General features: G+C 70.6%; 32 protein-coding genes. 4 read left to right on the plus strand and 28 right to left on the minus strand.

Features of this window, described 5'->3' with window-relative positions:
* Nucleotide 1 precedes the first annotated feature (1 nt).
* The 14 genes from ACN20G_RS33275 to ACN20G_RS33340 all read right to left on the minus strand — a co-directional run bounded on the left by ACN20G_RS33275 (nucleotide 2) and on the right by ACN20G_RS33340 (nucleotide 7,861).
* A complete protein-coding gene (locus ACN20G_RS33275) occupies nucleotides 2-202 on the minus strand; it encodes a hypothetical protein (RefSeq protein WP_424216967.1) in 201 nt (66 codons plus the stop codon).
* Nucleotides 199-591 carry a hypothetical protein gene (locus tag ACN20G_RS33280; RefSeq protein ID WP_424216968.1) on the minus strand — a complete coding sequence of 131 codons (393 nt, stop codon included), beginning with the start codon at nucleotides 589-591 and terminating at the stop codon, nucleotides 199-201. The genes ACN20G_RS33275 and ACN20G_RS33280 overlap by 4 nt, the downstream gene beginning before the upstream one ends.
* Nucleotides 588-1,016, minus strand: coding sequence for a hypothetical protein (locus ACN20G_RS33285; RefSeq protein ID WP_424216969.1), 429 nt, complete (start codon nucleotides 1,014-1,016; stop codon nucleotides 588-590). The genes ACN20G_RS33280 and ACN20G_RS33285 overlap by 4 nt, the downstream gene beginning before the upstream one ends.
* 15 nt (nucleotides 1,017-1,031) lie before the next feature.
* The gene (locus tag ACN20G_RS33290) at nucleotides 1,032-1,331 is read right to left on the minus strand and encodes a hypothetical protein (RefSeq protein WP_424216970.1); all 300 of its coding nucleotides are present in this window, start codon (nucleotides 1,329-1,331) and stop codon (nucleotides 1,032-1,034) included.
* A gap of 53 nt (nucleotides 1,332-1,384) precedes the next feature.
* Nucleotides 1,385-1,690, minus strand: coding sequence for a hypothetical protein (locus ACN20G_RS33295; protein ID WP_424216971.1), 306 nt, complete (start codon nucleotides 1,688-1,690; stop codon nucleotides 1,385-1,387).
* Nucleotides 1,691-1,778: 88 nt separating this feature from the next.
* Complete coding sequence (locus ACN20G_RS33300) at nucleotides 1,779-1,949, minus strand: hypothetical protein (RefSeq protein WP_424216972.1); 171 nt, start codon at nucleotides 1,947-1,949, stop codon at nucleotides 1,779-1,781.
* A gap of 288 nt (nucleotides 1,950-2,237) precedes the next feature.
* Nucleotides 2,238-2,702: a hypothetical protein gene (locus ACN20G_RS33305; RefSeq protein WP_424216973.1), complete on the minus strand. Its 465-nt coding sequence runs from the start codon at nucleotides 2,700-2,702 to the stop codon at nucleotides 2,238-2,240.
* 138 nt (nucleotides 2,703-2,840) lie between these two features.
* Nucleotides 2,841-3,632 carry a hypothetical protein gene (locus ACN20G_RS33310; protein WP_424216974.1) on the minus strand — a complete coding sequence of 264 codons (792 nt, stop codon included), beginning with the start codon at nucleotides 3,630-3,632 and terminating at the stop codon, nucleotides 2,841-2,843.
* Nucleotides 3,633-3,721: 89 nt separating this feature from the next.
* The gene (locus tag ACN20G_RS33315) at nucleotides 3,722-4,864 is read right to left on the minus strand and encodes a hypothetical protein (RefSeq protein ID WP_424216975.1); all 1,143 of its coding nucleotides are present in this window, start codon (nucleotides 4,862-4,864) and stop codon (nucleotides 3,722-3,724) included.
* Between the two features lie 67 nt (nucleotides 4,865-4,931).
* A complete protein-coding gene (locus ACN20G_RS33320) occupies nucleotides 4,932-6,014 on the minus strand; it encodes an AAA family ATPase (protein WP_424216976.1) in 1,083 nt (360 codons plus the stop codon).
* Between the two features lie 29 nt (nucleotides 6,015-6,043).
* Complete coding sequence (locus tag ACN20G_RS33325; protein ID WP_424216977.1) at nucleotides 6,044-6,391, minus strand: hypothetical protein; 348 nt, start codon at nucleotides 6,389-6,391, stop codon at nucleotides 6,044-6,046.
* A 152-nt stretch (nucleotides 6,392-6,543) separates the two neighbouring features.
* Entirely contained in the window at nucleotides 6,544-7,131 is a 588-nt protein-coding gene (locus ACN20G_RS33330) for a hypothetical protein (RefSeq protein ID WP_424216978.1), read from the minus strand.
* A gap of 146 nt (nucleotides 7,132-7,277) precedes the next feature.
* Complete coding sequence (locus tag ACN20G_RS33335) at nucleotides 7,278-7,457, minus strand: hypothetical protein (protein ID WP_424216979.1); 180 nt, start codon at nucleotides 7,455-7,457, stop codon at nucleotides 7,278-7,280.
* Nucleotides 7,454-7,861, minus strand: coding sequence for a hypothetical protein (locus ACN20G_RS33340; protein ID WP_424216980.1), 408 nt, complete (start codon nucleotides 7,859-7,861; stop codon nucleotides 7,454-7,456). The genes ACN20G_RS33335 and ACN20G_RS33340 overlap by 4 nt, the downstream gene beginning before the upstream one ends.
* 284 nt (nucleotides 7,862-8,145) lie before the next feature.
* Between ACN20G_RS33340 and ACN20G_RS33345 the strand changes: the two genes are divergently transcribed.
* Complete coding sequence (locus ACN20G_RS33345; RefSeq protein WP_424216981.1) at nucleotides 8,146-9,384, plus strand: helix-turn-helix transcriptional regulator; 1,239 nt, start codon at nucleotides 8,146-8,148, stop codon at nucleotides 9,382-9,384.
* 133 nt (nucleotides 9,385-9,517) lie between these two features.
* Here ACN20G_RS33345 and cutA read toward each other — a convergent pair whose 3' ends face one another.
* The 14 genes from cutA to ACN20G_RS33415 form a co-directional block, all read right to left on the minus strand.
* Nucleotides 9,518-9,841 carry a divalent-cation tolerance protein CutA gene (gene cutA, locus ACN20G_RS33350; RefSeq protein WP_424216982.1) on the minus strand — a complete coding sequence of 108 codons (324 nt, stop codon included), beginning with the start codon at nucleotides 9,839-9,841 and terminating at the stop codon, nucleotides 9,518-9,520.
* Nucleotides 9,842-9,982: 141 nt separating this feature from the next.
* Nucleotides 9,983-10,222: a hypothetical protein gene (locus tag ACN20G_RS33355; RefSeq protein ID WP_424216983.1), complete on the minus strand. Its 240-nt coding sequence runs from the start codon at nucleotides 10,220-10,222 to the stop codon at nucleotides 9,983-9,985.
* Nucleotides 10,219-11,007, minus strand: coding sequence for an N-acetylmuramoyl-L-alanine amidase (locus tag ACN20G_RS33360; RefSeq protein ID WP_424216984.1), 789 nt, complete (start codon nucleotides 11,005-11,007; stop codon nucleotides 10,219-10,221). Before ACN20G_RS33360 ends, ACN20G_RS33355 begins: the two co-directional genes overlap by 4 nt.
* 63 nt (nucleotides 11,008-11,070) lie before the next feature.
* On the minus strand, nucleotides 11,071-11,424 hold the full coding sequence (locus tag ACN20G_RS33365) for a hypothetical protein (protein ID WP_424216985.1): 354 nt from the start codon (nucleotides 11,422-11,424) through the stop codon (nucleotides 11,071-11,073).
* A 36-nt stretch (nucleotides 11,425-11,460) separates the two neighbouring features.
* A complete protein-coding gene (locus tag ACN20G_RS33370; protein WP_424216986.1) occupies nucleotides 11,461-12,012 on the minus strand; it encodes an RNA polymerase sigma factor in 552 nt (183 codons plus the stop codon).
* Nucleotides 12,013-12,016: 4 nt separating this feature from the next.
* Nucleotides 12,017-12,439, minus strand: coding sequence for a hypothetical protein (locus ACN20G_RS33375; protein WP_424216987.1), 423 nt, complete (start codon nucleotides 12,437-12,439; stop codon nucleotides 12,017-12,019).
* A gap of 215 nt (nucleotides 12,440-12,654) precedes the next feature.
* A complete protein-coding gene (locus ACN20G_RS33380) occupies nucleotides 12,655-14,889 on the minus strand; it encodes a hypothetical protein (protein WP_424216988.1) in 2,235 nt (744 codons plus the stop codon).
* Nucleotide 14,890: 1 nt separating this feature from the next.
* Entirely contained in the window at nucleotides 14,891-15,979 is a 1,089-nt protein-coding gene (locus ACN20G_RS33385) for a hypothetical protein (RefSeq protein ID WP_424216989.1), read from the minus strand.
* Entirely contained in the window at nucleotides 15,979-16,905 is a 927-nt protein-coding gene (locus ACN20G_RS33390; protein WP_424216990.1) for a hypothetical protein, read from the minus strand. The genes ACN20G_RS33385 and ACN20G_RS33390 overlap by 1 nt, the downstream gene beginning before the upstream one ends.
* A 46-nt stretch (nucleotides 16,906-16,951) precedes the next feature.
* Nucleotides 16,952-17,851 carry a hypothetical protein gene (locus ACN20G_RS33395; RefSeq protein ID WP_424216991.1) on the minus strand — a complete coding sequence of 300 codons (900 nt, stop codon included), beginning with the start codon at nucleotides 17,849-17,851 and terminating at the stop codon, nucleotides 16,952-16,954.
* On the minus strand, nucleotides 17,848-22,809 hold the full coding sequence (locus ACN20G_RS33400; protein WP_424216992.1) for a phage tail tape measure protein: 4,962 nt from the start codon (nucleotides 22,807-22,809) through the stop codon (nucleotides 17,848-17,850). The genes ACN20G_RS33395 and ACN20G_RS33400 overlap by 4 nt, the downstream gene beginning before the upstream one ends.
* Before the next feature lie 92 nt (nucleotides 22,810-22,901).
* Nucleotides 22,902-23,060, minus strand: coding sequence for a hypothetical protein (locus tag ACN20G_RS33405; protein ID WP_424216993.1), 159 nt, complete (start codon nucleotides 23,058-23,060; stop codon nucleotides 22,902-22,904).
* A 212-nt stretch (nucleotides 23,061-23,272) separates the two neighbouring features.
* Nucleotides 23,273-23,854, minus strand: a complete 582-nt coding sequence (locus tag ACN20G_RS33410) for a hypothetical protein (protein ID WP_424216994.1) — start codon at nucleotides 23,852-23,854, stop codon at nucleotides 23,273-23,275.
* A 51-nt stretch (nucleotides 23,855-23,905) separates the two neighbouring features.
* Nucleotides 23,906-24,394: a hypothetical protein gene (locus ACN20G_RS33415; RefSeq protein ID WP_424216995.1), complete on the minus strand. Its 489-nt coding sequence runs from the start codon at nucleotides 24,392-24,394 to the stop codon at nucleotides 23,906-23,908.
* 212 nt (nucleotides 24,395-24,606) lie between these two features.
* On the opposite strand from ACN20G_RS33415, the gene ACN20G_RS33420 reads away from it, so the two are divergent.
* The 3 genes from ACN20G_RS33420 to ACN20G_RS33430 all read left to right on the plus strand — a co-directional run bounded on the left by ACN20G_RS33420 (nucleotide 24,607) and on the right by ACN20G_RS33430 (nucleotide 25,863).
* The gene (locus ACN20G_RS33420) at nucleotides 24,607-25,269 is read left to right on the plus strand and encodes a hypothetical protein (RefSeq protein WP_424216996.1); all 663 of its coding nucleotides are present in this window, start codon (nucleotides 24,607-24,609) and stop codon (nucleotides 25,267-25,269) included.
* 42 nt (nucleotides 25,270-25,311) lie between these two features.
* Entirely contained in the window at nucleotides 25,312-25,542 is a 231-nt protein-coding gene (locus tag ACN20G_RS33425; RefSeq protein WP_424216997.1) for a hypothetical protein, read from the plus strand.
* A 165-nt stretch (nucleotides 25,543-25,707) separates the two neighbouring features.
* Complete coding sequence (locus ACN20G_RS33430; RefSeq protein WP_424216998.1) at nucleotides 25,708-25,863, plus strand: hypothetical protein; 156 nt, start codon at nucleotides 25,708-25,710, stop codon at nucleotides 25,861-25,863.
* The last annotated feature ends 37 nt before the right edge of the window (nucleotides 25,864-25,900 follow it).

Raw genomic sequence — 25,900 nt, forward strand, 5'->3', positions numbered from 1 at the left:
TTCAGGTCGAGATGAGGCGCAGGGCCGGGTGCCAGCCGTCGACCAGGGCGACGGTGGCGGGGTCCTCGCTGGTGAGCCGGCATCGGGCGTCGGGCCCGCTGTCGGCGGTGGCGGTGACGGTGAAGGCGATCGGCCGGCCTTCGCGGCCGGCGAGCGGCAGGCCGTTCTCGCCGCGTACGAGGACGCGGGCGCCCGGCTTCATCCGCCGGCCTTGGCGGCACGGGCCAACAGGAGCGCGGTCCTCATGCACACGGCCCAGTCCGGCCTGTCGAAGGCCAGGCTCAGGCACACGCGGTGAGCGGGGCTGGAGGTGTTCAGGAACGTCTCCTCGTCCTGCCCGGCAAGGCCGGCGCCCGCGGCCAGGTCCGTGAGGAACTCGGCGTACTGGATGCTCGGGTCCTCCCCGGTGTCGATCACCGAACCCCGGGCCTCCCACGCCGCCAGCATCAGGACGTCCGCCTGGAACTCGGGCTCCAGCCCCCGCCACAAGACGCTGTCCCCCGAGAGGTCGCCGGCGCCGTCATCGTCGAGGGCGGGCTCCGTCGTGCTCGGCCGGCGAAGCCATGTCAGGATCTGCTGCGGAGTGGTCATGCGAACACCTCGTTGTCCGTTTCGGTGGTGGGTGATGCCGCTTGAGCGGCGTAGAAGTGCAGGGCGACCAGCAGCCCGGCCCATCGGCTCTGCGAAGTGACGAGGGCGGCGGCCCGGCGGGCGTGTTCGAGGTCGTTGAGGAGGGCCCGGGCGGATCCGCCGTTGCGGTGGAGGGTGAGGCGCACGGCGCCCATCAGGAGGCGCATGTTGTCGCCGACGGGTCCGGGCGGCGCGGTCGGGGGCCTGTTGCGGGCCCGGTAGGCGCATCCGAGGAGGATCCTGCCCTGGTCGGACGGCGAGCAGGAATCCCAGGCGGCGTGGAGGGGCGGTACCTGCTCGATCCAGGTCTCGGGGTGGTGGGCGGTGGAGTCGAAGAAGTGACCGGCGATGCGCAGGGCGGCCTCGGCGGTCAGCCGCTGTTGCACGGCTCGTCCTTTCTGTCAGGGGCGGAGGTCGTCGACGTCGCGAAGGAACGCCTTGGCGTTGGCGCTGTGGCCCTGCACGTGCAGGGCGCAGGCCGCGTAGGCGGCCGTCCAGGTGCCCGTGTCGAGGGCCGCGAGGTGGTCGGCGAAGGGCCGTTCGGCGCGACTGTGCGCGGGAAGGGCCCGGTGGTGCCTGGTGATGATCTCGATCGTGAAGCCGAGGGCGTCCGTGCGCTGTTGGTCGGTAAGGCCGAGTTCGGCCGCGACCTCGCGGGTGGCGGCGGCGAGGTGTGCCGGCGGCTCGGTGGGGCTGTTCACGGTGGTGTTCTCCTGTCCGGGTGGGCGCGCCGGAGCGCGCCCACCCGACCCGATCAGTAGGAGGCGACCCCGAAGAACAGCCAGCCGCGCTCGCCGTCCCCCAGGTCGATGGGGATGGCGCCGGCGGGGCCCCACTTGGAGTCGAACCGGCCCTCCCTCAGGAGCTCGTGGGCGCGGGTCTCGGCGTCCATCTCGCTCTGTACCGGTTCGCCCGCGACAACCTCGTATTCGTCCTTCTCGGCGATCGAGCCGGTGTAGCCACCGTGTCCGTGCAAGTGGCGGGCCTCCATGACCGCGTGGCTGAAGGCGAGTTCCGGCTGTTTCCCGGGGCCGGTGGTGAAGAAATCCAGTGCTCCCACGATGTCCTCCTTGACTGTCCTGCTTATGACTTAATTCTAGTTCCTTCGTGGGGGGCGTCAAGCATGAAGTTCCAGGTCGAGCGGAATGTCAGCGGATCCGGATCCGGCTGCGCCCCGTGCGGATCGGGGAGGCGGGGCGCCGCATCGCGACGGTGCGCGGGGCCTGCGGGCCACCTGTCGGCGAGAGGGTGTCCGGGTGCTCCGGCGGCCAGGTCGTGAAGTGGTGCGCGTCGTCCGGGTTCGCGCTGGTGGCATTCATGCGGGTTGCTCCTGGGTGTCGTTCTGGCGGAATCACCTTGAGGTGATGGCTAAATACTAGTTCCAATACAGGAGGTGTCAACACTTGAAATCGCAGGTCAGGCGGTGTGTGTGATCCATCTCGGTGCGCCTGTCCGTGGCAGGGGGCAGGGTGCTGCGCGAGGGTGCGCCCGTTCGCGCGCCCAGGGGTTCGCGTTCCGCATCGCTCCACGGTGCTGCAGGTCGGTGAGCTGCGGCGGGGGTGGGTGGGGCGGACGGCGTCTGGGGTCCAGGGCGCGGTCGTCGGCCGTCAGGCGGACGCCTGGGCGCTCGTTGTGGCGCGACGGCCTCGCGTGCGAATCGTGGCCGCGCCCGCCGCCCGAGATCTGGCCCGCATGTCCAACGCGCGACAGGCTCCGCACAGCGGCTCCCCGGCGCGGCGGTGGCCTTGGACTCCGCTCGTCTCCCCGCACACCCCCGCCCGCGAGGGCAGCGCCTTGGGCAGGGCGGGCGCGTTGGGGGACGCGCCCCGCTCGCGCCCGTTGACCCACAGGCGGGCGGCGCACACCCCGTCGAACGCGCTGCCGTTCGGGCGCACCCGGTCGTAGCAGGCCGCGAGGACGGGACAGGTCTCGCAGGCCCGCATCAGCGGGGCGGTAGCCCGGCGCAGTGTCGACAGGCCGGCGTTGACCTGATCGGCGGACAGGACGTAGGCGGGCTGGCCCTGGCAGGCGGCGCGGTCCACCCAGCCGGTCATGGCGGTGCTGTTGATCACGCGTCCTCCGATGTTGAGGGCCCGTCGCGGGCGGGTTGGTTGCCGGCCTAGTTGGCCCCGTGGCTGGCGCGCACTTTGATGCTGTAATCCGTCAATCACGCAGGAGTAGTGTGCCATCTGTGGCCGTCAGTTTACGGCCTAATTCTTGCGCCGCTGTCCACGGGTGGCCTTCTGCGTGGCCCGTATGGTGGCAATGGCGGCCGAGGCCGCCTCCGACAGCTCCGACACCGGCTGGGCGCCTTCAGCGAGGACCTGGGCGTCACGGGCCCTCTGCCGAGCCTCCCGCGCTTGGCGCGCCTCGTCCGCCTGCGCCCTGCGCGCCTGCCGCTCCGTGGTCCCGCACGCCCGACACCGCCGCCCCGGCCGATCGGGGTGTGCGACACACCCCGTCGACCCGGCCCCGACCGGGGCCTGTTCGACAGGCGAGGCCGAAGCCCCCGGCGCCTCGGCGGCGGGGGTAGGGGGGTTATTGGTGTGAGTACTTGTTTGACCCCCCGACTCTCCGCCCTCCGGGGAGCCGACCCCCGGGGAGCCGACCCCCGGAAACCCGGGTTCGGTGGTCTGGTCGACCTCGACCTTCGCGCGCCGCCGCGCCAACCGCTTCGCCTCCGACTCTCGGAACTCCTCGGCCGCCCACGGCTGCGCCGTGTCGTAGACCTCCGTGATCGACGTCCAGGTGCCGGCCTTGGCCCTTTCCCGGACCACCCGGTAGTAGCCCAGCTTCCGCAGCTCCCGCATCGCCGTGCGCACCGCCTCCACACCCTCCTTGCCCGCCCGCGCTATCCGCTCACCGGAGACCGCCCAGTCGTCCGGCTTGGCCAGCAGGTAGACGAGGATGCCACGCGCCCGGAACGACAGGCGGGTGTCGTCGATGGTGGCGGTGGGCAGCACGGTGTACCCGGTGCTGAGGTGGCGGCGAAGGATGGTCACAGCGGGGGCTCCAGAACGGTTGTACGGGGTTCAGCGGGGCGAAAAAAGGGGGAGCGGCCCCCGGGGTGGATCCGGGGGCCGTACGGTCGTCAGGCGGCCGTGGAAGGCGCCTGGGGCGCGGGGCTGATGCTGATGGCCCGGGTGGTCCGCTTCCGGGACGGCCGCATCGGCACGACTAACCCGGCCGCCTTCATCAACGCGATCATCCGGTCCGTGTCCGGGGTCATGGGCACCGTCAGGTCGGCCTCGTCGAACGCGTCGACCATGGCCTGCACGTCGACCTCCTCCTTCTCCTTCCCGCCCGTCCATCGCAGGCTGTTCTCGCCGTAGATGCCCTCCGGGGCGGAGTCGAGGGTCTTGCGGATGAGCTTCTTCGCCGCATCCGCGCGCCGCCACCGCTCGTGTGCGGCCACGTACTCGGCCAGGGCCTCGGCCCGGGCCTCGTCGTCCTGGACCAGGATCGTCTGGGGCGCTGTGCCCGGCTCCTGCTCCGGCCAGCACGACCGGACGAAGGGGCAGTTGTCGCAGACTGCCGACAGACCGGGACCGTCGTGGTCGCGCCGAAGATCCTCGGGGTCGCCGGCCTCGTGGACCCGTTCCACCCACCAACGGGCCTGCTCCAGAAGCCATTCGTCGATCGGGATCGTCTGAACGTGCTCGGCGCCCGTGTCCCGGCAGATGAACCGGAACCGGACCGCCTGGACGTTCAGCGGGCCGAGCCGGTGCAGGTACCGCTGCCCCGGTATGTCGGCGAACCCGACCCGCCGCAGCAGATCCACGTACAACAGCACCTGCCGCATCTCGGCGGCCGTCGCGCCGAACCGCACCACGCGGTCCCAGCCGCCCAGGCTCTTGGTCTTGATGTCCTCGACCGTCACGACGTCGGCCGGGACCCTGGGCCGGTGTCGCTTCGGAACGCGGGCCGCGGTCTCGGCGTCCAGGTGCACCGCGTCGATGTGTCCCCGCACCACACCGTCGCTCACCTCCTTCTCGACCAACCAGCCGTCCTCGCGGCGGGCCGACTCCAGCAGGCCGGTGTGGATGTACGTGCCGAGGATCGCGCGCCGCTTGTCCGCGTGGGGGTTGTCGCGGGGCGCGCCGGCGAGGATGTAGCCGGCGCGGCGCTGGCAGATCGTGTCCGACGCCCCCAGCGCGGTCTGTCGGGAGCGGGGGCGGCGGGCGTCGTCGGTGTGCGCCGCGTCCCAGATGGACGGACTGTCCGTCATGGTCATGGTGGACTCCAGGAAGCCGCCGGGGCCCCGCGAAGGGCCCCGGCGGAGAACGAGGGTGAGGGAGGGGTCAGGCCGCTTCGTCGTCGAACTCGGGGTCCGGGGGCGCGTCCGCCTTCGCGGCGGCCTGCCGCAGGCGCGCGGCGTCCCCGGTCGGGTCGTCCAACGTCGGCGGCGCCGCCAGCGCCGCCGCCGCCCGCTCGATCGCGGAGCGCACGATCACCAGGTTCTCCCGGTCCAGCGCCCGGTCCTTCTCCGCGACCACCCACAGCCGCTTGAGGGCGTCCACGCCCTGCTTCGCGGCCGCGTCGACCCTCGGCTGCCACGCCTGCGCGAGGTCCCCCGTCAACTCCGGGGTCGCCGCCGGCTGGGTGTGCACCGTGCAGCCCATCAGCCCGAAGATCAGCCCCTCCACGGTGAAGTCCGGGAGCGGCTTCGGCCGGCGGCTGTCGCGCGGCACCTGGAACCGCAACGAGCGGGCGCCGACGATCGACGGGGCCTCGTCGCGGCGCAACCGCACCCACACCGTCGCGTCGTAGGCCAGGCTTTTGTGCCCCTCCACCCGCCAGTCCGACGAGCGGGGGATCGGGTCGCCCTTGTCGTCGACGGCTGCGACCTCCTTGCCTCGGGCCAACAGCAGCACGATCCCGGGCATCGTCCGCACCAGGTACATCACCCGGCCCCATCGTTCACCGGCGTCGTTCCACAGGTTCATCGTGGGTTTGATCTCGGCGTCCGGGTCGGCCACGAGCCGCTTCTGTCCGGCCTGGGAACGGCGGGCCCGGTCCTGTGTCCATCCGACCAACATGCGCCACAGGTTCGACACCGAGTCGATGACGAGGACGACCGGGGCCTCTTTGGCGCGGGCCGCACGGGTCGCCTCGGCGTGGACGGCTTCGAGCTGGCCGAGGATGTCGGCGTAGGTGCCGTTGTGTTCGATCAGGAGGTAGTCGGCGCCGGGGACGGCGGCGTACTCGTCGGCGGTGTCCTCGCCGAGCTGGAGCCAGTACGCCTGTCCGGTCTGCTCGGAGCCGGTGAATGCGGCGGCGACGTAGGACTTGCCGGCCTTCTCCTCGCCCTCGATGAGGACGACGGGCCAGGGGATGACCCCGGTCGGTTTCCGGGTGCGGAGTTTCGGTGTGGTTTTCGACATCACATCTCCATGAGAGTTGACGGCCTAATTCACGCGGTGCGGAGGCCGCGCAGTTCGAAGGCGGGGGACCACTCCGGGTGCCGGTCGAGCAGTAGCCGGGCGTAGCGGGATCGGTAGTCGTTGTTCAGGCGCCAGGTGTCCCCGGTGGTCGCCCGGCCGTACTCCCAGCGCAGGACCTCGAACAGCATCCCGATGCCCACGCGGTCCATGCCGCGCTCCAGGCAGTCGGCCGTCATGCCCTCCAGGCGGTCGAGGATCCACGGGTTCAACTCGTGGAACGCCTCGAATCGCTGCTGGATGGTCAGCCGGCCGCTGCCGCGCTCGGGGTGGACCAGGGGGGCCATGGGCAGCTCCAGCTGCACGGGGCTCGGTGTCACGGCCGGACTCCTTTCATCAGTTGATGGCATATTTCTACGGCATCGGGTGTTCTTCACCCAACCCCCCCTTCCTTCATGTCTCAATTCTAGTTCCATTTGAGGGGGCGTCAACCATCCCCGCCGCGCACCGCGACCGGGCGCGCCCGCCGCCCCTACGCCGAGTCGGCGGCCTTCGCGTGAACCCCCCGCGCCGCGATCGTCGACCCCGGCCCGTCGTACGCCCCCACCGTCAACGCCTCGATCACCGAAGCATCCGCCCTCCACCGCCCCGGCGACGTCCGCGCCGCAGCCGACACGGCCTCCGTGTGCTCCACCCCGGCCGTGATCGTCTCCAGTATCCACACCGGCGAACCGGAGATCGTCCAATCCGGCTCCGGCAACATCTTCTGCGCCGCGTTCATCCCCTGGTTCACGTAGATCTGCGGCACCCCGAAGATCGCCGCCACCTCGTGCGACCCAACCAGCCGCGGCATCTCCTCCGCCTTCATCGGCGCGTACCCCGCCCCCTGCTCCACCTTCAACGCGGCCAGGGCCTCGGGGTTCAACTGCCGGCCCCGCTTTCCGGGCTCCTTCGCCAGCGACACGATCAGACCGCCCGGCCACACGGCCTTGCCCGAAACGATGGCCGCGCTGTCGTACCCGAGGACCCCGCGCGGCACCCACTGCGTCGTGATCGCCTGCACCCCGATCCCGTACACCCGCGCGATCTCCTGGCGCCCCATGATCAGCGGCTTCGCCATGACGAACCAATCTCCCCAACTCGACAATGGAACTAGAATATGGGCATCTCCGGCTGTGATCCACCGGCAGGCCGCCGGGACCGCACGGGAACGTTTCCCCCTCTGCCCTTTCGGCCGCCACCCGCGCAGGCCCCCGGCGGACGCCCTCACACCAACGGGGCGAACGCCCAGCCGAAGAACACCATGAGCGTCGTCCAGACCAGCCCCACCGCCACGGTCAGCCAGGGCGAGAACCCCCACTGCCGGTCGAAGTAGACCAGCGGGTGCCGCAACACCCACAGCAGACGGGCCCGCCACCGTAACTCCTCGCGCGCGGCCCCGCTCACCTGGACACCACCGGCAGCGGCACTGCCAACGCGTAGCCCCCGCCCGCCAAGGCCCGCAGTCGCCCGCCCGCCGACCCTGCCACGGTGAGCGTCCCGTTCGGCAACTCCGGCGTGCTGTGCGCGATGACGTCCGACAGCTCCCCATCGCCGACCATCAGGACCACCAGCCAGTCCTCCTCGGCCAGCCGCACCGCGATCTTCGGCCTCGACCCCTGCCAGAGGACCATCGTCACCAGGTCGGAGGCCACGAACCGGACCACGTCCCCCATGTCCGCGGGGAGCTGCGCGTGCTGAGCCCACGTGCCCACGAGGCGCCGAACGACCGCCGCGAGCCGCAGGTCGCGATCAGTGAGAACGGCGCCCTGCCGGCCGTCGACGTCCACGGCGATGGCCAGATCCCCCAAGGGCCGGTCCGACTCGCGACGCGCGGCACGGCACCCGTCCACGAGCGCGGCCAGCGCCTCGCGGCGATTGGGGGCGACCGTCCGAGGAGGTACCGGTCGAGGACTGCTGGCGGCGCGGGCTCGGGCCGCGCCGGCGGAGAAAGCTCGGATGTTGGTCACCCGGCCATGTCACCGCCACGCCCCTCCCCATCCCAGGGGAACCCCACGGGGGAAAACCGGCGAAGGGGGGAAGCTGAGGGGGAACTGAGGGAATCATGGAGCTGCCACCACCCCCAGGAGCCACAATGCCAGAGCAGTTCGGCGCGTTACTCCGGTCCCTGCGCGAGCAGGCAGAACGGACACAGGATCAGCAGGCCGACGCGGTCAACCTGCTCTCCGGCCGTCCGACCACGACCCGCAGGGAGATCTCCCGCTACGAACAGGGGGAGACCATCCCCACCCGTCACAGCCTCGTCCCCATCACGGCCAGCTTCGGTCTGCCACCCGGAGCACTCGACCAGGAGGCCGCCGCCGCACGGGCCCGCCGGCGCGCCGCCCGAGAACACCGCGAAGGAGACGACGACATGCGCCGCCGCACCGCCATCACCGGAGGAGCCGCCCTCATTGGGACCGCCCTCACCTCCACGCCCTGGGACCGCCTCGCCCACGCCCTGGCCCGCGGCTCCAGCATCGACCAGACCACCGCCGACACCCTCGTCGGCCGTGCCGCCCAGCTCCACGTCGCCGAACTCGACTTGCCCGCCGTCGCACTCCGCGCCGACGTCGAGACCCACCTCGACACCATCACCGCCGCCCTGCCCCGCGCCGGAACCCACGAACGCGCCCTCGTCGTCGCCGCCGGCGAGACCGCCGCCCTCGCTGGGTGGCTCGCATGGGACCTCGGCGACCGCCACGCCGCCACCGGCTACTACGGCGTCACCATGCACTGTGCGGCCCGCGCCGGGCACCCGCCCCTGCGGGCCCTCGCTCTCGGCTACACCTCCTACGGCGCGACCACCCCGGGGGAAGCCCTCGAAGCCCTCGCGGAAGCCGCCCGACACGTACGTGGTCCCGGGAACGCGACCGCAGCCGCCTGGATCTACGGCCGCTACGCCGAGGAAGCCGCCCACACCGACCCGACCGCCGCCCTCTGCGCACTCGACCGGGCCCGCACCGTCTACGACTTCGCCGACAACACCGAAGCGGCCTGGGTCCGGTTCATGACCCCCGCCCGAGTCGACGCCCTCACCCTCTCCGTCTACGGCCTCCTGGGCCGCCCCGAACTCGCCACCACCGCCGCCGAAGCAACGCGCCGCCTCGGCCACGACCGTGCGGAATCCGGCGTCGTCATCCTCGGAGACCTCGCCCTCGCCCTCCTCCGAGGCGGCCGAGCAGAGGAAGGCGCCGAAGTCGCACACGAGTTCGCCACGGCGGCCGGCACCAGGCCCACGGCCATGGGACGCACCCGGGCGGGCCTCCTCGCAACCGCCGTTCCCACAAACCGCGGCGGCCTCGCGGAGAGGCTGCACGCCCTTGCCGCGTGAACGCTTGCCCACAGCCGTAGAGGTGCAGAGCCGCGCCCACGAGCACACCGTAACGTTACGGTGTGCTCTGAACGAGGCTACGGAAAAGGCCAGATGGAGGTCCCCATAACGTTATGGGGACCTCGATGGGGCGCTACTGCGGCGCGGTTTCTGCCGCAACCCACCGCAGGTAAGCTTCTGCGCCGCCGGCCAGGGGCAGAAGAATCCACTCCGGCACCTCGTAAGGGTGCTCGGCCGCGACCCACGCCCAGAGACGGTCCGCGCGGTCGGCCGGGACTTTGAAGCTGACTCGCCACTCCCGGGCAAACTGGACCTTCTGATCCCACCAGTAGACCGCGTCAAAAGGGGCGTCTATGTGGGCGCAAGCCGCCAGCCGCGCTTCGACGGCGCCCCTGGCGAGCGCCTTCGCCTTGACCTCGTCGTCGATGGTCGTCTGCGCGATCACGATGCCCGTCATGGCCCTCCTCCTACAGCGGGATGTTGCCCTCGACCCTACCCAGCCGATGCGCAACGGCCAGCGGGGGTTCCGGCCGTCGACAACGACGCGCAGAACCGGGGCCACGCGGAAGCGCGGCCCCGGTCGAGGGGAGGGCGAAGGTCAGTCCGCCGAGCTCGGCGGGGTGGGGTTCGAGAGCCAGTCCGGCAGCAGGGTGGGCATCACGGGCAGAGCCATCACACGGGTGACGGCACCCGCGACGGCCAGGACCACGGCAACACCGGCCGCGGACTGGGGGATGCCCGCCGCACCGACAATCAGGGGGAGGCCGGCGGCCAGCCCGAGCAGCGTCTGGAACAGGGTGCGCAGGGTGCGGCGCGTCGCCTCGCTCGGGCGGCTCAACGCGGGACCTTCAGGACCTGGCCCGGCGTGAGGGTGTACGGCTCAACGAGATCGTTGACGAGGGCGAGTTCCTGCCAGGGCACACCGAGCTGACGGGCGATCGAGGACAGGGTGTCGCCGGCCTTCACGGTGTACGTGTTCGCACCGCCGCCACCACCGCCGTTGTTGCCGCCGTCGCCCTTGTTCGGCGGCGAGGCGAGACGGGTCGCGATCCGCTTCCGCATGTCGTTCATGGAGAAGCCCTTCGGGTCGACCTTCCCGGGCTGCCACTCCAGGTGACCGATCACGGACTGTGCGGTCCAGCCGTACGACCGACAAACGGCCGCCGACGCTCGCTCGATGGCCTCCAGCTGGGCCGCCGGCCACGGGTCGGAGCCGTCGCCCATGTTCTCGCACTCCCAGCCGATGAAGCGGGGGTTGCCGTCGACGTCGGCCTTCGTCGGCTTCGGGAACGTGGCCTTCTCCGCGATCACCGCGTTCAGCACCGAGCTGTCTCCGGCGCCCGCGTGGTTGGCCCGGCCGTAGCCGATCAGGTAGACCACGCCGTCCTTGCCGATCACGCCGTGGCACAGCGGGCCGGGCAGGCCCTCGTAGCCGGTCGAACACAGGTCGACGGTGTGCTGGGTGCCCTTCGTGACCGTGTGGTGCACCATCACGCCGTTCACGGGCCCCCAGGCGCCGACGTGGTTGCGGTTGTGGGTGCGCCAGCCAGGTCGCTCCACGACCTTCACGCCCTCGGCGATGAGGGCCGCGAGGAACTGGTCCGCGCTCTTCGGTGTTGCCATGTCGTATCTCGGATTCTCCGCGCCCCAAGATCGAACAAGTCCGGCGTCGAGGCCGGGGGAAGGTCACGTCCCGCGCGACATCAGCCACATCTGTGCCACCATCAGCACGAGTGGGGCGACGAAAGCCGAGATCACCAGCCGCCGGGTCGCAGCGGCCTGGGTCACGTCCTCTCGACGCAGCGCCTCGCCCCGGTCCTGCGCCTGGTCGTGCTCTCCGCGCAGCGCGGCGAGACCGGCCTCCACCTGGCCGATGCGCTGCTCCACCGCCCGCTGATCCGCCCGGTACACGTCCTGGGTGACGACGTGATCCAAGCGCGCTGCCAGATGAGCGAGGTCCCCGCGCAGGTCTTCCCGGAGCTGCTGCACCGCACGGTGCAGTTCCCACAGGGTGGGCTCCGCAGACGGCGGCACGGACATGGTCAATCACTCCAGGCCCCGCGCCTACAGCTCATATTAGTGCAGTGGGTCAGGCGGAGGAGCCTCGCTTGTAAGGACTTCGGCGAGTCTGCGCCTCGCCTTGTGGAGATGGACATTGACCGTTGAAATGGTGATGTCAAGCAGATCGGCAACCTCTTGCCTAGGGAATCCGACTAGATAGTGCAACTCCACCACTGTGCGTTGAACCTTAGGGAGCGTTTCGAGTGCTGCGGAGAGGTCTGCGTAGTCGTTCGGCTCTGTCTGGTATCTGTCTAGGATGATCTCCTGTGGCGACTCTACGCGTTCTCTCCTGAGCTTTGCCCTCATGTAATCGGTGGTCAAGTCAGATGTGATCCGATATGTCAAGGCGAGAGGGTTCGGATGGGACTTGATTTTTTCCCACTTGGTATAGATGCGCAGAAGAGTGGCGCTCCATACTTCTTCGGTATCGTGATGGTTTAGCGTTCGCAGGTAGATTACGCGGGTAAGGAGCGCGAAGTGCTCGCGAATGAACGTTTCGTATTCGGAGGGAAGGGTGGAAGGGGGCAGTCCCTCCACCCTCCCTTGGCGGCTAGCCTTTTCCGTCATGCACTTAAACGTCTTTTTTCTTGGCGTTTACCTTGAGGTTGAGTGTGCCCGACCATTGAAATTCGAGCCTGTTCGCTCCCTTTGTTGCCAGGAGCATGGTGCCGGATGCGATGCAGAGCAGCGCGACCGGGGTCGTGGCTGCGGAAATGTCTGGTACTTGCAAGATGTATTCATGCATGGAATCTGAGGTCGCCGTCAGTGCGCAGATCACGCCTGTGGTCAAGGTCGCTCGATTTAGTGTTTTATGCGCAGGCAATTGGCTGCCTTTTCTTTGGGGTTTGCTTTTCCGATCCGGCGCTGCTTCGGGCGGAAGTGCTCGGATGTGGGAACTCTCGCGTACTCGGCGATGCTCGACAAGAGTTGACGCCAGTTCGAGTGAAGAAGCGGCATGCCGAGTGCGCGTACCCGGATGATCTGGTACGCGCACTCGATTCACCTGCTGATCTTGCTTCGCCCGAAGCTCGGCAGGTGATCGTGACGAGAGTGGATGCAAACCCCGTCGCATGTTCACCGGTCGAGATGTCGGCCAGCTTTACGGGTGGCTTGAAGATATCGCTAGATGGCTTGTTTTTGTGCAATGGCTATCGGCATTGAATGCCTTCAGGGGGCGCTTGGGTGGAATGTACTGAACCTCCCCTATGGCTACTTTATGATGTTAATTCTGATTTGCGGAGGGTACTGCTGCCCCACGCCGTGCGCTCGGCCGTAGTAGCTGGGTGTGGTGATAGCCGGGTCGAGGGTCACACCCCGCCACGCCCCGCCGGCCGTCCACAAGGACGTGATGTCCACCCACTTGCCCTCGGCCCGGCGCCACGGGACCGCGATCGACTTCGAGTCCGTGCTGAACGTGGCCGGCCGGCTGTTGTGCCCGTGCAGCCGGAGCACGGCGGTGCCGCCCGCTGCCTCGTACCAGTGCTCGAAGTGAAGGAACACCTCCACCTTCTCCACCGTTGCCCCGGCCAAGTCCGTTGCGAGCGCAGGGGCGAAGCCGACGAGGGAGGCGGTGAGGCCGTTGGTGGACGAGTAGTAGCCCTGGAGCATCTGCGCCCCGTGGTACGAGCTGTACGCGGACCGCCCCGTGTAGGTCCCGGACCAGGCCGCCTCGTACGTCCTCGTGACGCGCTGCACCGGCGGCGTCGTGGGCTCGGTGCCGCCGCGGTTCAGGGCACCCGTCGAGGCGACAGCCCGGCCCGTGTCCTCGACGAGCATGACCGCCGGGAACGTAGGCCCGCAGCGCCACGTCAGGGTTCCACCAGCCGGCCCGCCCCGCCACTGCACGGTCGACAGCAGCCGGTGTTGCCCACCGCCGAGAGCGGAGCCCGGCGCCGTGTACTCCAAGCGGACCCGGCTCCAGCCGCCGGTCAGGGGGGTGATGCTGCTCTGGAGCTGTCGCGAGGTCACCGTGGGCGCGGCCGTGCCGCCGGTCCGGAGCACCAGCCAGACCTCGCCGCCGGCGGCGGACGGTGACGCGTACCCGTCCACCATGATCCGGTAGTGCCGCGCCGGATCGATCGTGACCGGCAGCTCGACCCACCCGAACTCCGCGCCCACCGTTCCCTGCACGGTGTCGGTGCCGATATACGTGGCCACCACCCCCCGGGCCAGTCCAGCGAGCCGGGCATCCAGGGGTTCGCCCCGCAGGGACAGGCCACCGGCGACCGCGAGGTCTCCGAACGCGGCGCCGCCGTTCTGGTCGATCGAGGCGACGGTGCGCCCGCCGGGGGTGTTGATGGTGAGGTACTGGGGCTGCCCGGCGACGAGGGAGACGAGGGCCTGGCCCTCGGCGTCGAAGATCCGCAGCCCGTCGGGGGAGACCTCCGCACGGCTACCGGGCCCGGTCGAGGTGAGGATCGGCCGCACCACCACGTTGTCCCAGCTGACCGTGCCCGCGTACGCGGCCACAGCCCGGAGGACAATCCGGCCGGTCACCGTCTGCGGCGGCGCCCCGACCGCCGGACTGCCCGAGATCGAGAGCCAGCTCCGGCCCGGAGCGTCGGGGGGAGCCGACAGGACGCTCTCCCCGAGGGCAGCACCGTCCGGGCCTTCCCACAGCACGGCAAGGTCGGCGGACCGCCCCACCCACGAAGAGGACACGACCACGTCGGCGGCCGACCACAGCCGCGTCCCGGGGGTCGCCGGGAAGCTGCCCAGCTCGTGGCGGAAGTCCGTTGTGGCCGGGGACGTGCAGGTGACCGTGATCGCCTTCGGGGTGTCCCGCCCCGGAGTAAGCGACCACCCAGTGCCGGGCACGATCCGGGCGGCAGCGGCGTCCCCCTCGAACCCGGGGTCGGCCACGAGGTTGCCGTCGACGCCGACCGCGATCCGGTCCGGGCCCAGCCCGCCCGGTTCCACGTCCTGCCCGGTGACGGGTCGGGGCGCGCCGGCGACGGCCGCCGACGCCGGCCCGGGCCGGCCCGACGTGGACACCGCGACCAGCCGCACCCACCACGGCCCGGCGGCCGGGACCGCGACGGTCACGGATGCCCCGGCGGCGGACTCGATCGTCGCCGCCGGGTTTCGCACGTCCACCGGCACGGCCTCGTCGCCCGCCACGTGCACCTGGATCCGGGCCAGGTTCAACGGCGGGGCCACCGCGTCGGTGAAGTCACCGTCCCAGGTGATACGGAGAGCCCCGAGCGCCGGCGCCACCCACGGGGCCGTCGGCGTCGGCGGCGTCGGCCCGTTCACCGTGACCACGCCCGTGGTGCCGTCCGCCTGCACCCCGACCACGCCGGTCAGCGACCCGGCCTGGTCGTACACGTCGATGGCTCCGCCCTCCAGCGAGGCGTGCGACAGGCGGGACGCCCGTCCCTGCCGCACCACCTGCTTCTCCAAGGCGGCGAGGCGGGCCGCGAACTGCTGCACCTCTCGACTCACGTCAGCCTCCGTAGGTGTAGCGGTCGGAACGGCGCAGGTGCAGCGTGATCTGCTCGGGGTCCTTTCCGCGCGGCGGCCGGATCGTCCACCCCGTGATCCGGCACCATCCCGCGTACTGCCCCCACCCGCCGTCGACGCGCACCGGCACGTCGTCACCGACCTGCCACGACCCCACGGGGGCCGCCGGATGGTCGATGACGTCGATGTCCGTGATCTCGCCCAAGATCTGCCGGGCCAGGCGTTCGGTGCGGGCCCGCGCCGCAAGACGGTCCTCCCCGCGTTCCCCGGGCACCTCCAGCACCGATTCCAGGCGCAGACGGCCGTCCCGGACCGCGTCCACGGCCCGCCGCCGGGCCCGGCCCTCACCGGCCCCGAGAGCGATGACTACCTGGGCGAACTCGTCGCCGTCGTGGGACTGCGGCGGGGCCGAGATCACGTTGACACCAGTCGTGAAGGCGATGTCCGTGCGGCGCGTACCCAGCCGGGGCCACCCCAACCGGATCCGGCCCCGCGGAACGCCCTTCTCCCAGACGGTGTCCTCCGTCCACTCGGGCCCGCCCTCGACCTTGACCATGTCGTCCACGATGTCCCCGAGAACGGGCATCTCCCACCAGTCGGACCGGTACGGCTCGGCGGGGCTGCCCACCTTCGCCTGGCTCACGACAGGGTCGACGACGACGCCGAGGTCACCGTCCGGGGCCTCCTGCGCGTACGCCCACACGTCCCGAACGACTTTGCAGGGGTCGGCGTTCACCCACGGGCCCCGCCCGTTGAGCATCCCGTGCAGGTCGTGACGGCGGTGGAGGTAGGAGCCCCAGCCGGAGGCCTCGACGGGGAGGGCCGCCCCGTCCGGTTCGGTCCGCCACACGATCCCGCCCCACAGGCCCAACCCGTCGCGTTCCACCGTGAGCAGGGTCGCGCCCGGCGCCAGCACCTCCGTGCCGATCAGAGGCAGGCGCACTGGGATCTCCCCGCTGAACTCGCCAGCCGCGTTCAGCCGCGGCCCGAACTCGACGTCGCCGAGCTGGAGGTCCTGGAGGAGGGGCCGGCGGGTGAGAGCGTCCCACGTCCGGTACCGGTACTGCGGCATCAGTACACCCCCTCCTCGAACTCCACATCGCAGATGAGGGTGGTGGCGGTGTCGGCCTCGACGGACGCCCCCGGCGTGGTCTTGAACATCAGCATCGTTTGGACGGTCTGCGTGGTGCCGCGCAACGCCTTCGGCACGGTCAGGGTGTCCGCGACGATCACCTGTACGCGCACGTCCCCGGACGGAGCCCCGTCGTGCACGATGACCCCCTGCGCCTCCACCGTCCCCAGCCGGAACGTGGCCCAGGCGTGCACCGGTCCGAGGACCTGGAGCCCGGACAACGTCACGATGATCCGCGCAGTCACCGCCCACTCCGGCACCGCGACCGCCCACTTCCCGACCGAAGGCCAGTCCACCCAGTCCCCGACGCCACCCTTGTTCACCTCATCCTTGAGGGGGCTTGCCGTCGCCAGGCGCCGCGTCAGCCGGGGGTTGGCGACTTTCCGTAGATCGGTGACCATCGCGGCCGTCACCACCGCCGTGGACGCCGGCAGGTCCACGCGGGCGAGAGAGACCGCCGTCATTCCCGCCGGCGCCGACGTCGTGGTGCGCGGCACGTTCGGGACGACGTGGAAGTACCCGATGTCGTCCCGATCCGGGAGCCGCGTGCCCTCGTACTCCGGATCCTCGACCCGCAGCACGATCAGGTCCGACCGGGCCGCCGCCCCCGTCGGCGCGATCGGCACCACGGCCGGGCCCACGTTGTACTGCGTGTACGCGCCCTGCGCCGGCTGCGCCCCGAGCACCACTGCCGACCCGTCCGCGACGACGACGCTCGCACCGGGCGTGGTCGCGGCCGACACCCGCAGGTCATCGCCCTCGGTCACCCCCTGAGAGCCCCGGGCCAGGTCCCGGATCATCATGCGGAACGCCCGCGCCGAGTGCGTACCGCCGTGGGTGAGGAGCGGGGGGTTGATCAACGTCATCGCGAACTCCAAGAGCAAGAACAGAACAAGGGGGGGCAGGCCGGGGTCACAAGGACGGCCACGGGGCACGCCACGTGACCTCGCACCGGGTATCGGCGGTGTAGTCGCGGGCCGTCCACCGGATCTCGGACCGCCCCGGCGGAATCCGGAACTCGTGCAACGGCGGGGGCGGCACCGACCCGAGATCGGCAAGACCACCGGACTCCCGCCGCACCCACCGCGTACCGGGCCGCGTCGCGACCTCCACCCGTTCCCCGGCCGGCACGTGCAGCCCGGACAGGTCGATCACGCGGCCCGACTCCGAGTGCGTGATCAAAGGCCCGGTGCACGGCCCGGTGATCCGCACCGTCGGCCACGCCGGCCGCCGCCCGCCGTTCACGACCCACCCGCGCCGCTCGTCGGGCACAGCCACCCCCGTGGTCACGGGAGCGACGATCGGGGCCCGCAGACCCCCCAGCCCGGCAGCGGACAACCGCAGCACGAGCGCGGACTCCCGATCGTCGTAGATCAGCGGGTCGACGGCGACGAAGAGCAGATCCAGCGGGATCCACCCGGCCCCCACCCGCTCCATGCCCGCCTCGACCTCGCGCAGCCGGCCGAACACCCGGCGCGGGCCCCGCCCCGGCCAGCGCAGCCGCAGCGACGTCGTCGCCCCCGGTACGAGACGTACGGCCGGATCGTCCGCAACCTCCTGCAACCTGGCCAACACGTCCAGCGCGGCCCCAGGATCCCCCGGGGTGGCGATCCCAGCGGTCACCCGAACCTCCCGCGCCCCGTACCAGTCCACGCCGACCAGACCACCGTCCCCGAGCGGGTTCTCAGCGTCCTGAGCCCGGGTCTCCACCATCCCCAGCCCCTCCACGTCGGCCACCCGCACCGACGTGCCGGGCCCGAGCAGCACCCCGCCCACATCCATCTGCCACTCGGCCAAGTCCACGTCCGTCACGCTCGCCCTCCCCGCTGTGCCGCGCGCAGCCGTCGCATCACGGCCGCGCTGATGTCCCCGGCCGATGCCCCGGGCGAGGTGACCGTCACGGGCATCGACCCGACCAGCGGACGGGAGTCCGGCTCCCGCACGACGACGACCTTCACCGCCGGCGCCGAAGCCGGCACCGTTCGCACCGGCAGCGCCGACTGCCCCACCCCGAACCGGCCCGCGACCTCCCCGAGGACGCCGAGCGCCCGCCGCCGCTTCGACGTCGCCAGCGGGATGAACGCCTCCCCACCGGTCTCCGCCTCCGCGAACTTCACAAGCCCCTGGCCCCGCCCGGGGTAGATGCCCGGTTCCCAGATCCCGCCGGACGCGTACGCCAGACCCTTCTGCGCCTTCCCCAGGTCAGCCAGGAACTTGGCGGCCTTCGCGCCCGCGGCCTTCTTGATCTGGTCGACGGCGAGACCGGCGACCTCGATGACCCGGTCCTCGTCCAACTGGGCCGTCTCCGCGACCGTGTGCAGACCTCGACCGGAGCCCAGTGCGGCAATGATCTTCACCAGGTCGGCGAGCTGGTCACCGGCGAGCAAGCGGCCGGTCTCCTTCGCGGCCTTGTCGGCCTCGGCCGCCTTGCTCGGGCTCGCCACCGCCTCCCGCGCCAGCTTCGCCGCCGTCTCGTCACCCTGCTCCGCGAGCCGCGCCGCCAGACTCCCGTACCCGGCACCGGCGAGCTTTGCCAGGTTCTCCTGGAACGCCTTGCCGTCCTTCACCCGGGCCTGCGCCTGCACCGTGAAATCGGACAGGGAGCCCTTCGCCGCGTCGGCCAGCTTCTCCAACTGCGCGGCCATGTCCGCCACGTACTTCGCGGACCCGCCCGCCATCTTCTTCGTCAGCTCAACGCCGTCCTCGCCCATCTCCGCGAGAGCCTGCGCCACGCCCGTGCCGGCCCGCTGCGCCACCTTCACGAGGTTCGCCCGCCACTCCTGCGCCGCCGTCACCGACGACTTGAGTCTCTTCTCGAACAGCGACAGGCTGAACTCGCCCTCCTTGTCACGGGCCATCGTCACCACCGACGAGATCCCGAACGTGCTCGACCCCCTCGGCTCGTACGACCAGTCCCCGCCGCTGACGCTGCCCGACGCGTGGTAGGACACCTCCCCGCCGAACCGGCGCGCGACCTCCCCCAGGATCGCCTTCGACCTGGTCCGCTTTGCCGACGCCAGCGGAATGTACGCCTCACCGCCGGTCTCGTCCTCCGCCCAGACCCGCCACTCACCACCCCGCGCGATCTGCGCGACGTGCTGCTCCTGCCGCATACCGCCGGCCGCGTAGTAGGTGAGGATGCCGCCCTGGGCTTCGAACTTGTAGCCGCCCGCCCACGGGCCCGCAGGCTGGCCACCGATGAAGTCGTACACCGTCGTGATGTGCACGGTCCTGTCCTGAAGCGAAGCGATGGCACCGGCCAGCGCGGACACGTTCGCGGAGGCATCGCCCGTCGGCGCGGTCACCGTCACGTTCTTGCTGTTCGGGACCGCCGCGATCGTGAACCCCAAGGCCTCAAGCTGCGAACGGGCGTAGTCCGTCGGCGCCGCCACCGTCACCGTGCGCAGCCACGGCACACGGGCGATCTCGGCCTGCACGAGCTGGAGACTCGTCATCGCGGCCCCGGTCACCGAGGTCACGTTCACCGTCTTCGCCGACGGGGTCGCCGCGATGCGCGAAATCACCCCGTCCAGGCCGATCCGGGCTGCCTCCGTCGACGCCGTCACTTCCACACGCCGATCCGGCAGATCCTTCAGGCTGAACCCGAGCTCGGTGAGCTTGCTCCGCGCCTCATCCGACAGCGTCGACACCGTGACGGTCTTCTCGTCCGGGGTGGCCTTCAGGCTCTGCTGGACAGCGATCAGCTCGGCCGTCGCCTCGTCCATGCCGGCGGTCTGGAGCAGCATCGACACCTGCTCCGGAATCAGCCCTGCCGCGTCCGCCAGCCGCGCTGCCTCCTCGGCGCCCAACCCGTACCCCCGTGCTGTGGAGATCGCCGCCTGCCGGGCCTTCTCCATCTGCTCTTGGGCGGCCTCCAGCGACGCACCGACGTCCTTCCCGTTGGTCTGCGCATACTGGTATGCGGCCAAGCTGGCATCTGCGGCGCTCGTGCCCAGCCCCTGAAACGTGTCGTACAGCCGCTGCCCGTTGCGGGTGACGGTCGACAAGGTCCCGTCCATGTTCAACAGGGTCTTCCCGTACCCCTGCGTCTGGTCCACGCCCTGGCTGATGGACTCGTTCGCGCTGGACACCGCCGAGTTCAGCCGGTTCTCGGCCGCGCTGAGGGACACGGAACCGCCCGCCAAGACCGTCAGAGCCTCGTGCAGCGCGCGAGCCCGGGAATCAGCGTCGGAAGTCGAATCCGACAGCCGGCGCATCGCATCACTGAACCGCCCGAACGGCCCAACGCTGTCCGCTGCGGACTTCGCCCCCAGGGCCTGGGCGTCGGCGAGGTCCCTCGCTGCCGACATGCCGCTCTCCAGCTCGCCCTTCACCGCCCCCAGCGCCTTCGCGGCCCGCGCCGCCGCGAGGCCACGCTCGGTGTAGTCCACCGCACCGCCGGCGGCCGTCACGATCGCTCGGCGCTCCGCCTGGGCCGTGGCTTCCAACTGTGCTTGGAGCCCAGCCAGACCGGTGCCCTGGCCCAAGTAGGCGTCCGTCACCTGCCGGGCGGTGACCCCGGCCTCCTTCATGACGTCGACCAACTTCTCCTTCTCGCCGAACACCTTGGTGTCCATCACGTTCTGCGCGGCAGTCGCCCGCACGCTGTCGGTGATCGCGCCGTTGGATTCCCGCAACGCCTGGGTGAGACTGCTGACGCGCGCTTGGTGTGCTGCCGTCGCCGCTGCGGCCTTCTGCTGATGCGAGGCCAGCAGCCCAAGACCGACACCGGCCGCTGCGAGAGCCACCCCCCACGGGCCACCCAGCGCGCCCATCAGGCCGCGCGCGGCACTGCCGAGCCCAGCCCCCATCGCGCGAGTCAGCCCCTGGGCACGGGTCTCCGCACTTCGGAACGCCGCACCCATCTGCCCGATCACCGGGACACGCGCCTGGAGCACGGCCAGGTGCTGACCCATCCGGGACACGGACTCGCCGGATGCGGCTGCCGCCGCCGCATGGACCCGCATCTGCTCCCCCCACCCTCGGTAGGCGGAGACGAGCGGGCCGGACACCTGCCCCGCCAACCGGGACATCACCGGCGTGACCCGGGACGCCATCAGCATCGAGATCATGGCCAGCTGAACCGGCCCCGGCAACGCGGTGAACGCCGACACCAGCCAGCCCACCACAGACCCGATCGGTCCCAGCGCGGCCGACGCGCCCACGCCGGCGTCGATCACGAGGTTCAACGCCATCGTGATCATGTCGACGGCCGAGGCGCCCGGCCCGGCCTCGCCCACGAGCTCGGCGAGAGCGTCACCGACGGGCGCCAGGCCCTCGCCCAGGTTCTCGATGACCTCCAGGCCACCCTGACCCGCGTTGGCCAGCAGGTTCAGGCCCGACACCAGCAGATCGAACGACAAGTCCCCGAGCGCCCCGCCGACCCCGTCGAAGGCATCGCCGATCTTGTCGAAAATCTCCGCGAGGTCTACGCCGAGGCCCGGGCCGGCCAGCGTGTACAGGTCGTGCAGGTAGTCGAGCGCACCCTCCATAACGGGTGTGGCCGCCCCCAGCCCCGCCGTCGCCAACCGCGTGAACGCCTCCAGACCGGGCGCGGCCGCGGTGTACAAGGTCTGGGTCGTGGTCTGCCACTGCGACTTCAACTGCGTGACCGCACCCGCGAGCCCCTTCGTCTGCGAGGCCGCGATCTCCCCGGCCGCCCCCGTCCGACCGATGGCCGTCCGAAGCTGGTCGAAAGAAGCGACACCCTGGTGCGCGAACGCAAGCGCACCGGCCAACGCCGGTTTGCCGACGAGCTTGCTCATGGCCGCGTTGAACTCCTGCGGGTTCATCCGCTTCGAAGCCTGCTCGAAGCCCTCGATCATGTTCCGCAGGCCCTTGAATCGGCCCTCGGCGTCCCACGCCTCGATCCCCAGCTCGGCCAAGCCCTGCTTCGCACGCTTGCTCGGCGCCGCCAAGTTCGTGAGCATGCCCCGCAGCGACGTGCCCGCCTTCGACCCGAGGATGCCCGAGCGAGCCAGCATCGCGGTCGCGGTCGCGGTGTCCTCCAGGCTCACCCCGAGCTGAGCCGCAACCGGCCCCGTGTACGACATCGCGTAATAGATGTCGATCAGCCCGCCCGAGGCTGCGTTCGCACCCGACGCCAGCACATCAGCAGCCCTACCTGCATTGTTCGAGCTGAGACCGAACTGGTCCATGACGTCACCCAAATACTTGGCGGCGTCGGCGGCGGACAGGTTGTCGGCGGCGGCCAGCTGCATCGCGGCCCGCGCGTTCGAGATGGACGAGAACGAGGTCTGCCCGGCCTTCGCCAACTCGACCATCGCATCGGCCGCTTTCGCCGCCGACGTCCCCGGGATCGTGAGATCGGACCCGAGCTCGCGGGCCTTCGCCGCGGCCCGCACCATCTCCACCCCGGACGCGTTCGTGACCGCGCCCCACTTCTGGATGCTCCGCTGGTATTCGTTGCCCTGCTTCGCGATCTCCGCGATGCCGGCGACGATGCCCCCGCCGACGAGCAGCGACCGCAGGTGGTGTGCCTCCTGACGGGCGCTGAGCAGGCCCCGGTGCAGTCGCCGAGTGCCGTTTTCGCCGTCGGCACCGAGACCCCGCAGGCCACGCCGAGCAGCGTCGGTGTCGCCGGCCAGACCACGAAGGCCCGCACCGCTCGATCCGACCCGACCGAGAGTGCGGTGCATCCGGTCGACGTCCTGGCCCAGCGACCGGAGGGCCCCGGACGCGGTGCGCAGCCCGGACAGCAACTGCGCGGCGTCGGCGCGCATCTGCACGTTGAGGAGGTACGACGACACCGGGCCGGTGCCCCTTGTCCCCCACGCCCAACGATGACGCCCACACGCCCCCGAACCGTCCGCCGCAACGGCGGACGGTCCTGCTGATCAGCCTACGAGCGTTCGCGTGCCGCCTCGACCCGCTGATGCTCCTCCCACACCGGCCGCGGCACGAGGCCGATCCGCACCCCGTACCCGTCCGCCCCCTCGGGTACCTGCTCCTGCTCGAAGGCCAGCAGCTCGCACCCGACGCACCGAACGGACGTCGTCACGTACGCGTGCCGATCACCCCCGCGCTCCGCGTCCCACTCCGCCGGCCGCGTACCGCACTGGTCACACACCTCGCGCCGGTACGCGGCCCACGCCAATGCCTTTGCCCGGTCCGCCGCCGTCCACCGGCCGTCCCCGACACCGAGGAACACGCTGTGCGGTATCCGGTACCAGTCACATAGCTCCAGCTCCGCCCGGAACGCCTCGTCTGCGATCAGTCTTTTCCCAGCTCCGACACCGACACCCGGGACACCTGCTGCACCTGCCAAGCCCCGGCGAAGAGGCTGTTGGCCTCCGCGATCGGCCAGGTGTCCAGCAGCTCTTGGGCCTCCTCCACCGTCATCCCGTCCACGACCCGGCCCGTCGCGTCCCGTTCGACATGGGCCGCCGAGATCATCGCGGCCGGGAAGGTCGCCGGGTCCCACGCCTCCCCGGCCTCGGCCTGCTCCTCGCTCGCAGGGTGAGCACGGACCAGCGCGTCCAGCACGGGACGCGGCACCGGACGGAACGCCAACTCGATCGACGCCGCGTCGAAGTCGGCCTGGGCCGTGTCGAGATCGGCCTCGGCCGCCGCGAGGTCGGCGGACCCCGCCGGCGTCTCGGCCGCCGACATCCGGAGCCGGGCAGCCGTCACCTTTGCCTGGTCGAGGCGCGTTCGGGCGGCCTCGTCGTCGCAGATCCGCAGTACCTGCTCCGGGACGGGGCGGGCACGCAGCCGGGCCATCTTCGCGGCCCACGAACCGGGCTCGGGGGGCTCCGCGTCGATCGACGGCGAGCGAGTGGGGGAGGAGGGCATGGTGTTCTCCGAGGAACGGGCCCCGGCCGGTGACGGTCGGGGCGGGAGCGGTTACGGCTTGGGGGCGAGCGCGGGCACGGCGGCGTCCTGCACCGGCGCCTCGGTGATGCTGAAGCTGACGACGTGCTTGGCGGCCTCGTTGTCGACGCTGTACTGCGGCGAGCGGGAGCCGACCCGAACCGGGAACACGTCCATGGACCGGCTGCCGGGCACGTCGCCCTTCCGGAGGATCGCCACCCAGCCCACCGCGCCCTTACTGAGGAGCTGCTCGACCTCGTCGGCGGTCTCGTCCTCGTAGAACGTGAGGCTGGAGTCGTCGGCGCTGTCGGTGCCCGGGATCTTCGTCTCGAACGTGGAGCTGAGGTCGGGAGTCTCGATCGCCTGGTTGCTGATCGACCAGCCGTCGATCGCCGCGATGGCGGCGGAGAGGTCGGTACCGGCGGTCAGTTCGGCCCGGGTCGGCACGTGGCCCGGGTCCTTCACGGTGGGGAGCCAGACCACGCGGGTGACACCGCGCCGGCTGTACTTCTTGATCTGCACTGTTGTCCGATTCCGGGACGAGGGCGCAGTCGTGTCAGGCCCCGTCCCTCGACGTCACGTCAGGGAACCGGCCCTCCCCAGTGGGCTGGCCGTCCGCGAGGGGCCTCCACGGTGAGGAGCAAGAACTGCCTTCTGCCACGATACCGCTGGCCAGGGCAGGGACATTGGCAATGCGCCTGACGATGCTGCCCCTCGGGGAGTAGCCTGCGCGCATGGCTGCGGACGAGCACGACGACACCGATGGTGACGATGCACGTCGTGACGATGAGGCCGCACCGTTGAGCTGGAACGTGGACTCCGAAGGTTGGCGTGCGTTGCAACACTGGGAGCCCACCGATGAGGTCGCTGGGGCATCTGCCCGACATGTGCGGCGTTGGAAGCAGCGCCTTGCCAGTCTGAAACGCGACATAGACGTGATCCGCACGTCCGGCGACGACATCACCTTGATCCAGGCGAAGCAATACGCCTCGCCAGGGAGATCCAAGAGCGTGTTCACCACGCAACTGCGGGTCGAACAGCTGCTACAGAAAATCCATTGCAGCGACGAGCCGATCTTCTGGGTGGTCGGTGCCGAGGAAGAGACACCACAGGGATTCAGTGAGGTCGACCGTAACGAGCTCCTCGCACGGCTGAGACTGCGGGCGGCTGTTCTCCGCCAGGCTCTGGCCCTCGTACGTAGGGTGCGACGTCTGCAACGAGCAGCAGAGCGAGCCGCGCTCCGGCGTGCGTGGGGTCAGGCGGCGAGTTCCTCGGTGCTGCGGGATCGTGCTCCCTGCGGTGTGCTGCGCTTGGCGGCCCCGGTCACACCACGGGGCCCCGGACGGCTGGGCTGCGCACCTTCGGCTCGAACGTCCGTGTGGGTGCTGGCTGCCTGATCAAGGGATCGGGCCGGTGTGCCCATTCCTCAGGGAGTAGCAGTGCAGATCATCATCACCGTCCCCTCCATCGTCACGGACCACCCGGTCTTGGCTGCTGGTGGGCTCTTGGGCCTCGGGCTGGCCGTCGGCCTGCCCCTCGTGCAGCGCGGCAGTCGCGTCGTGTCCGAGTTTTGGGGCCCCAAGATCCACCGGCTGCGCCTCGTGATCGCCGAGGGGGTCGCCCCCAACGGGGCGGACACCACGGACGACGAAACCCCCCGCCACATGTAGCCCGCACCGGCCTCACGGCGAGGGGTCGCGCCTTTGGCACCCCCGCCGTGAGGCTCACCCGTACGGGCTTGCCACCGCGCGCGTGACCCGCGGGCCCGGAACGGTGGAGGCATACGCCTGAAGAAGGTCGTGGTGTACCCGCCGGACGAACGCGGGTGGAGACGGGTGAGGTTCGACGGGACGATCCTCGGGACGGCGTACCGTCTGGCGGACATCCCTGAGCTGCTGCGCCAAGCTGGAATGCAGGACCCCGAAGACCTGGACCTCACGGACAGCGCGTTCGTGGAGTGGCGGGGCGGCGGCCCCGAGACCTGGGACTGAACGCCCGGTATCCCGTGGAGGGCGTGCGCGTGCCGGC

Origin of the sequence: Streptomyces dryopteridis, from assembly GCF_049606955.1 — a bacterium.
GTDB lineage: Bacteria > Actinomycetota > Actinomycetes > Streptomycetales > Streptomycetaceae > Streptomyces.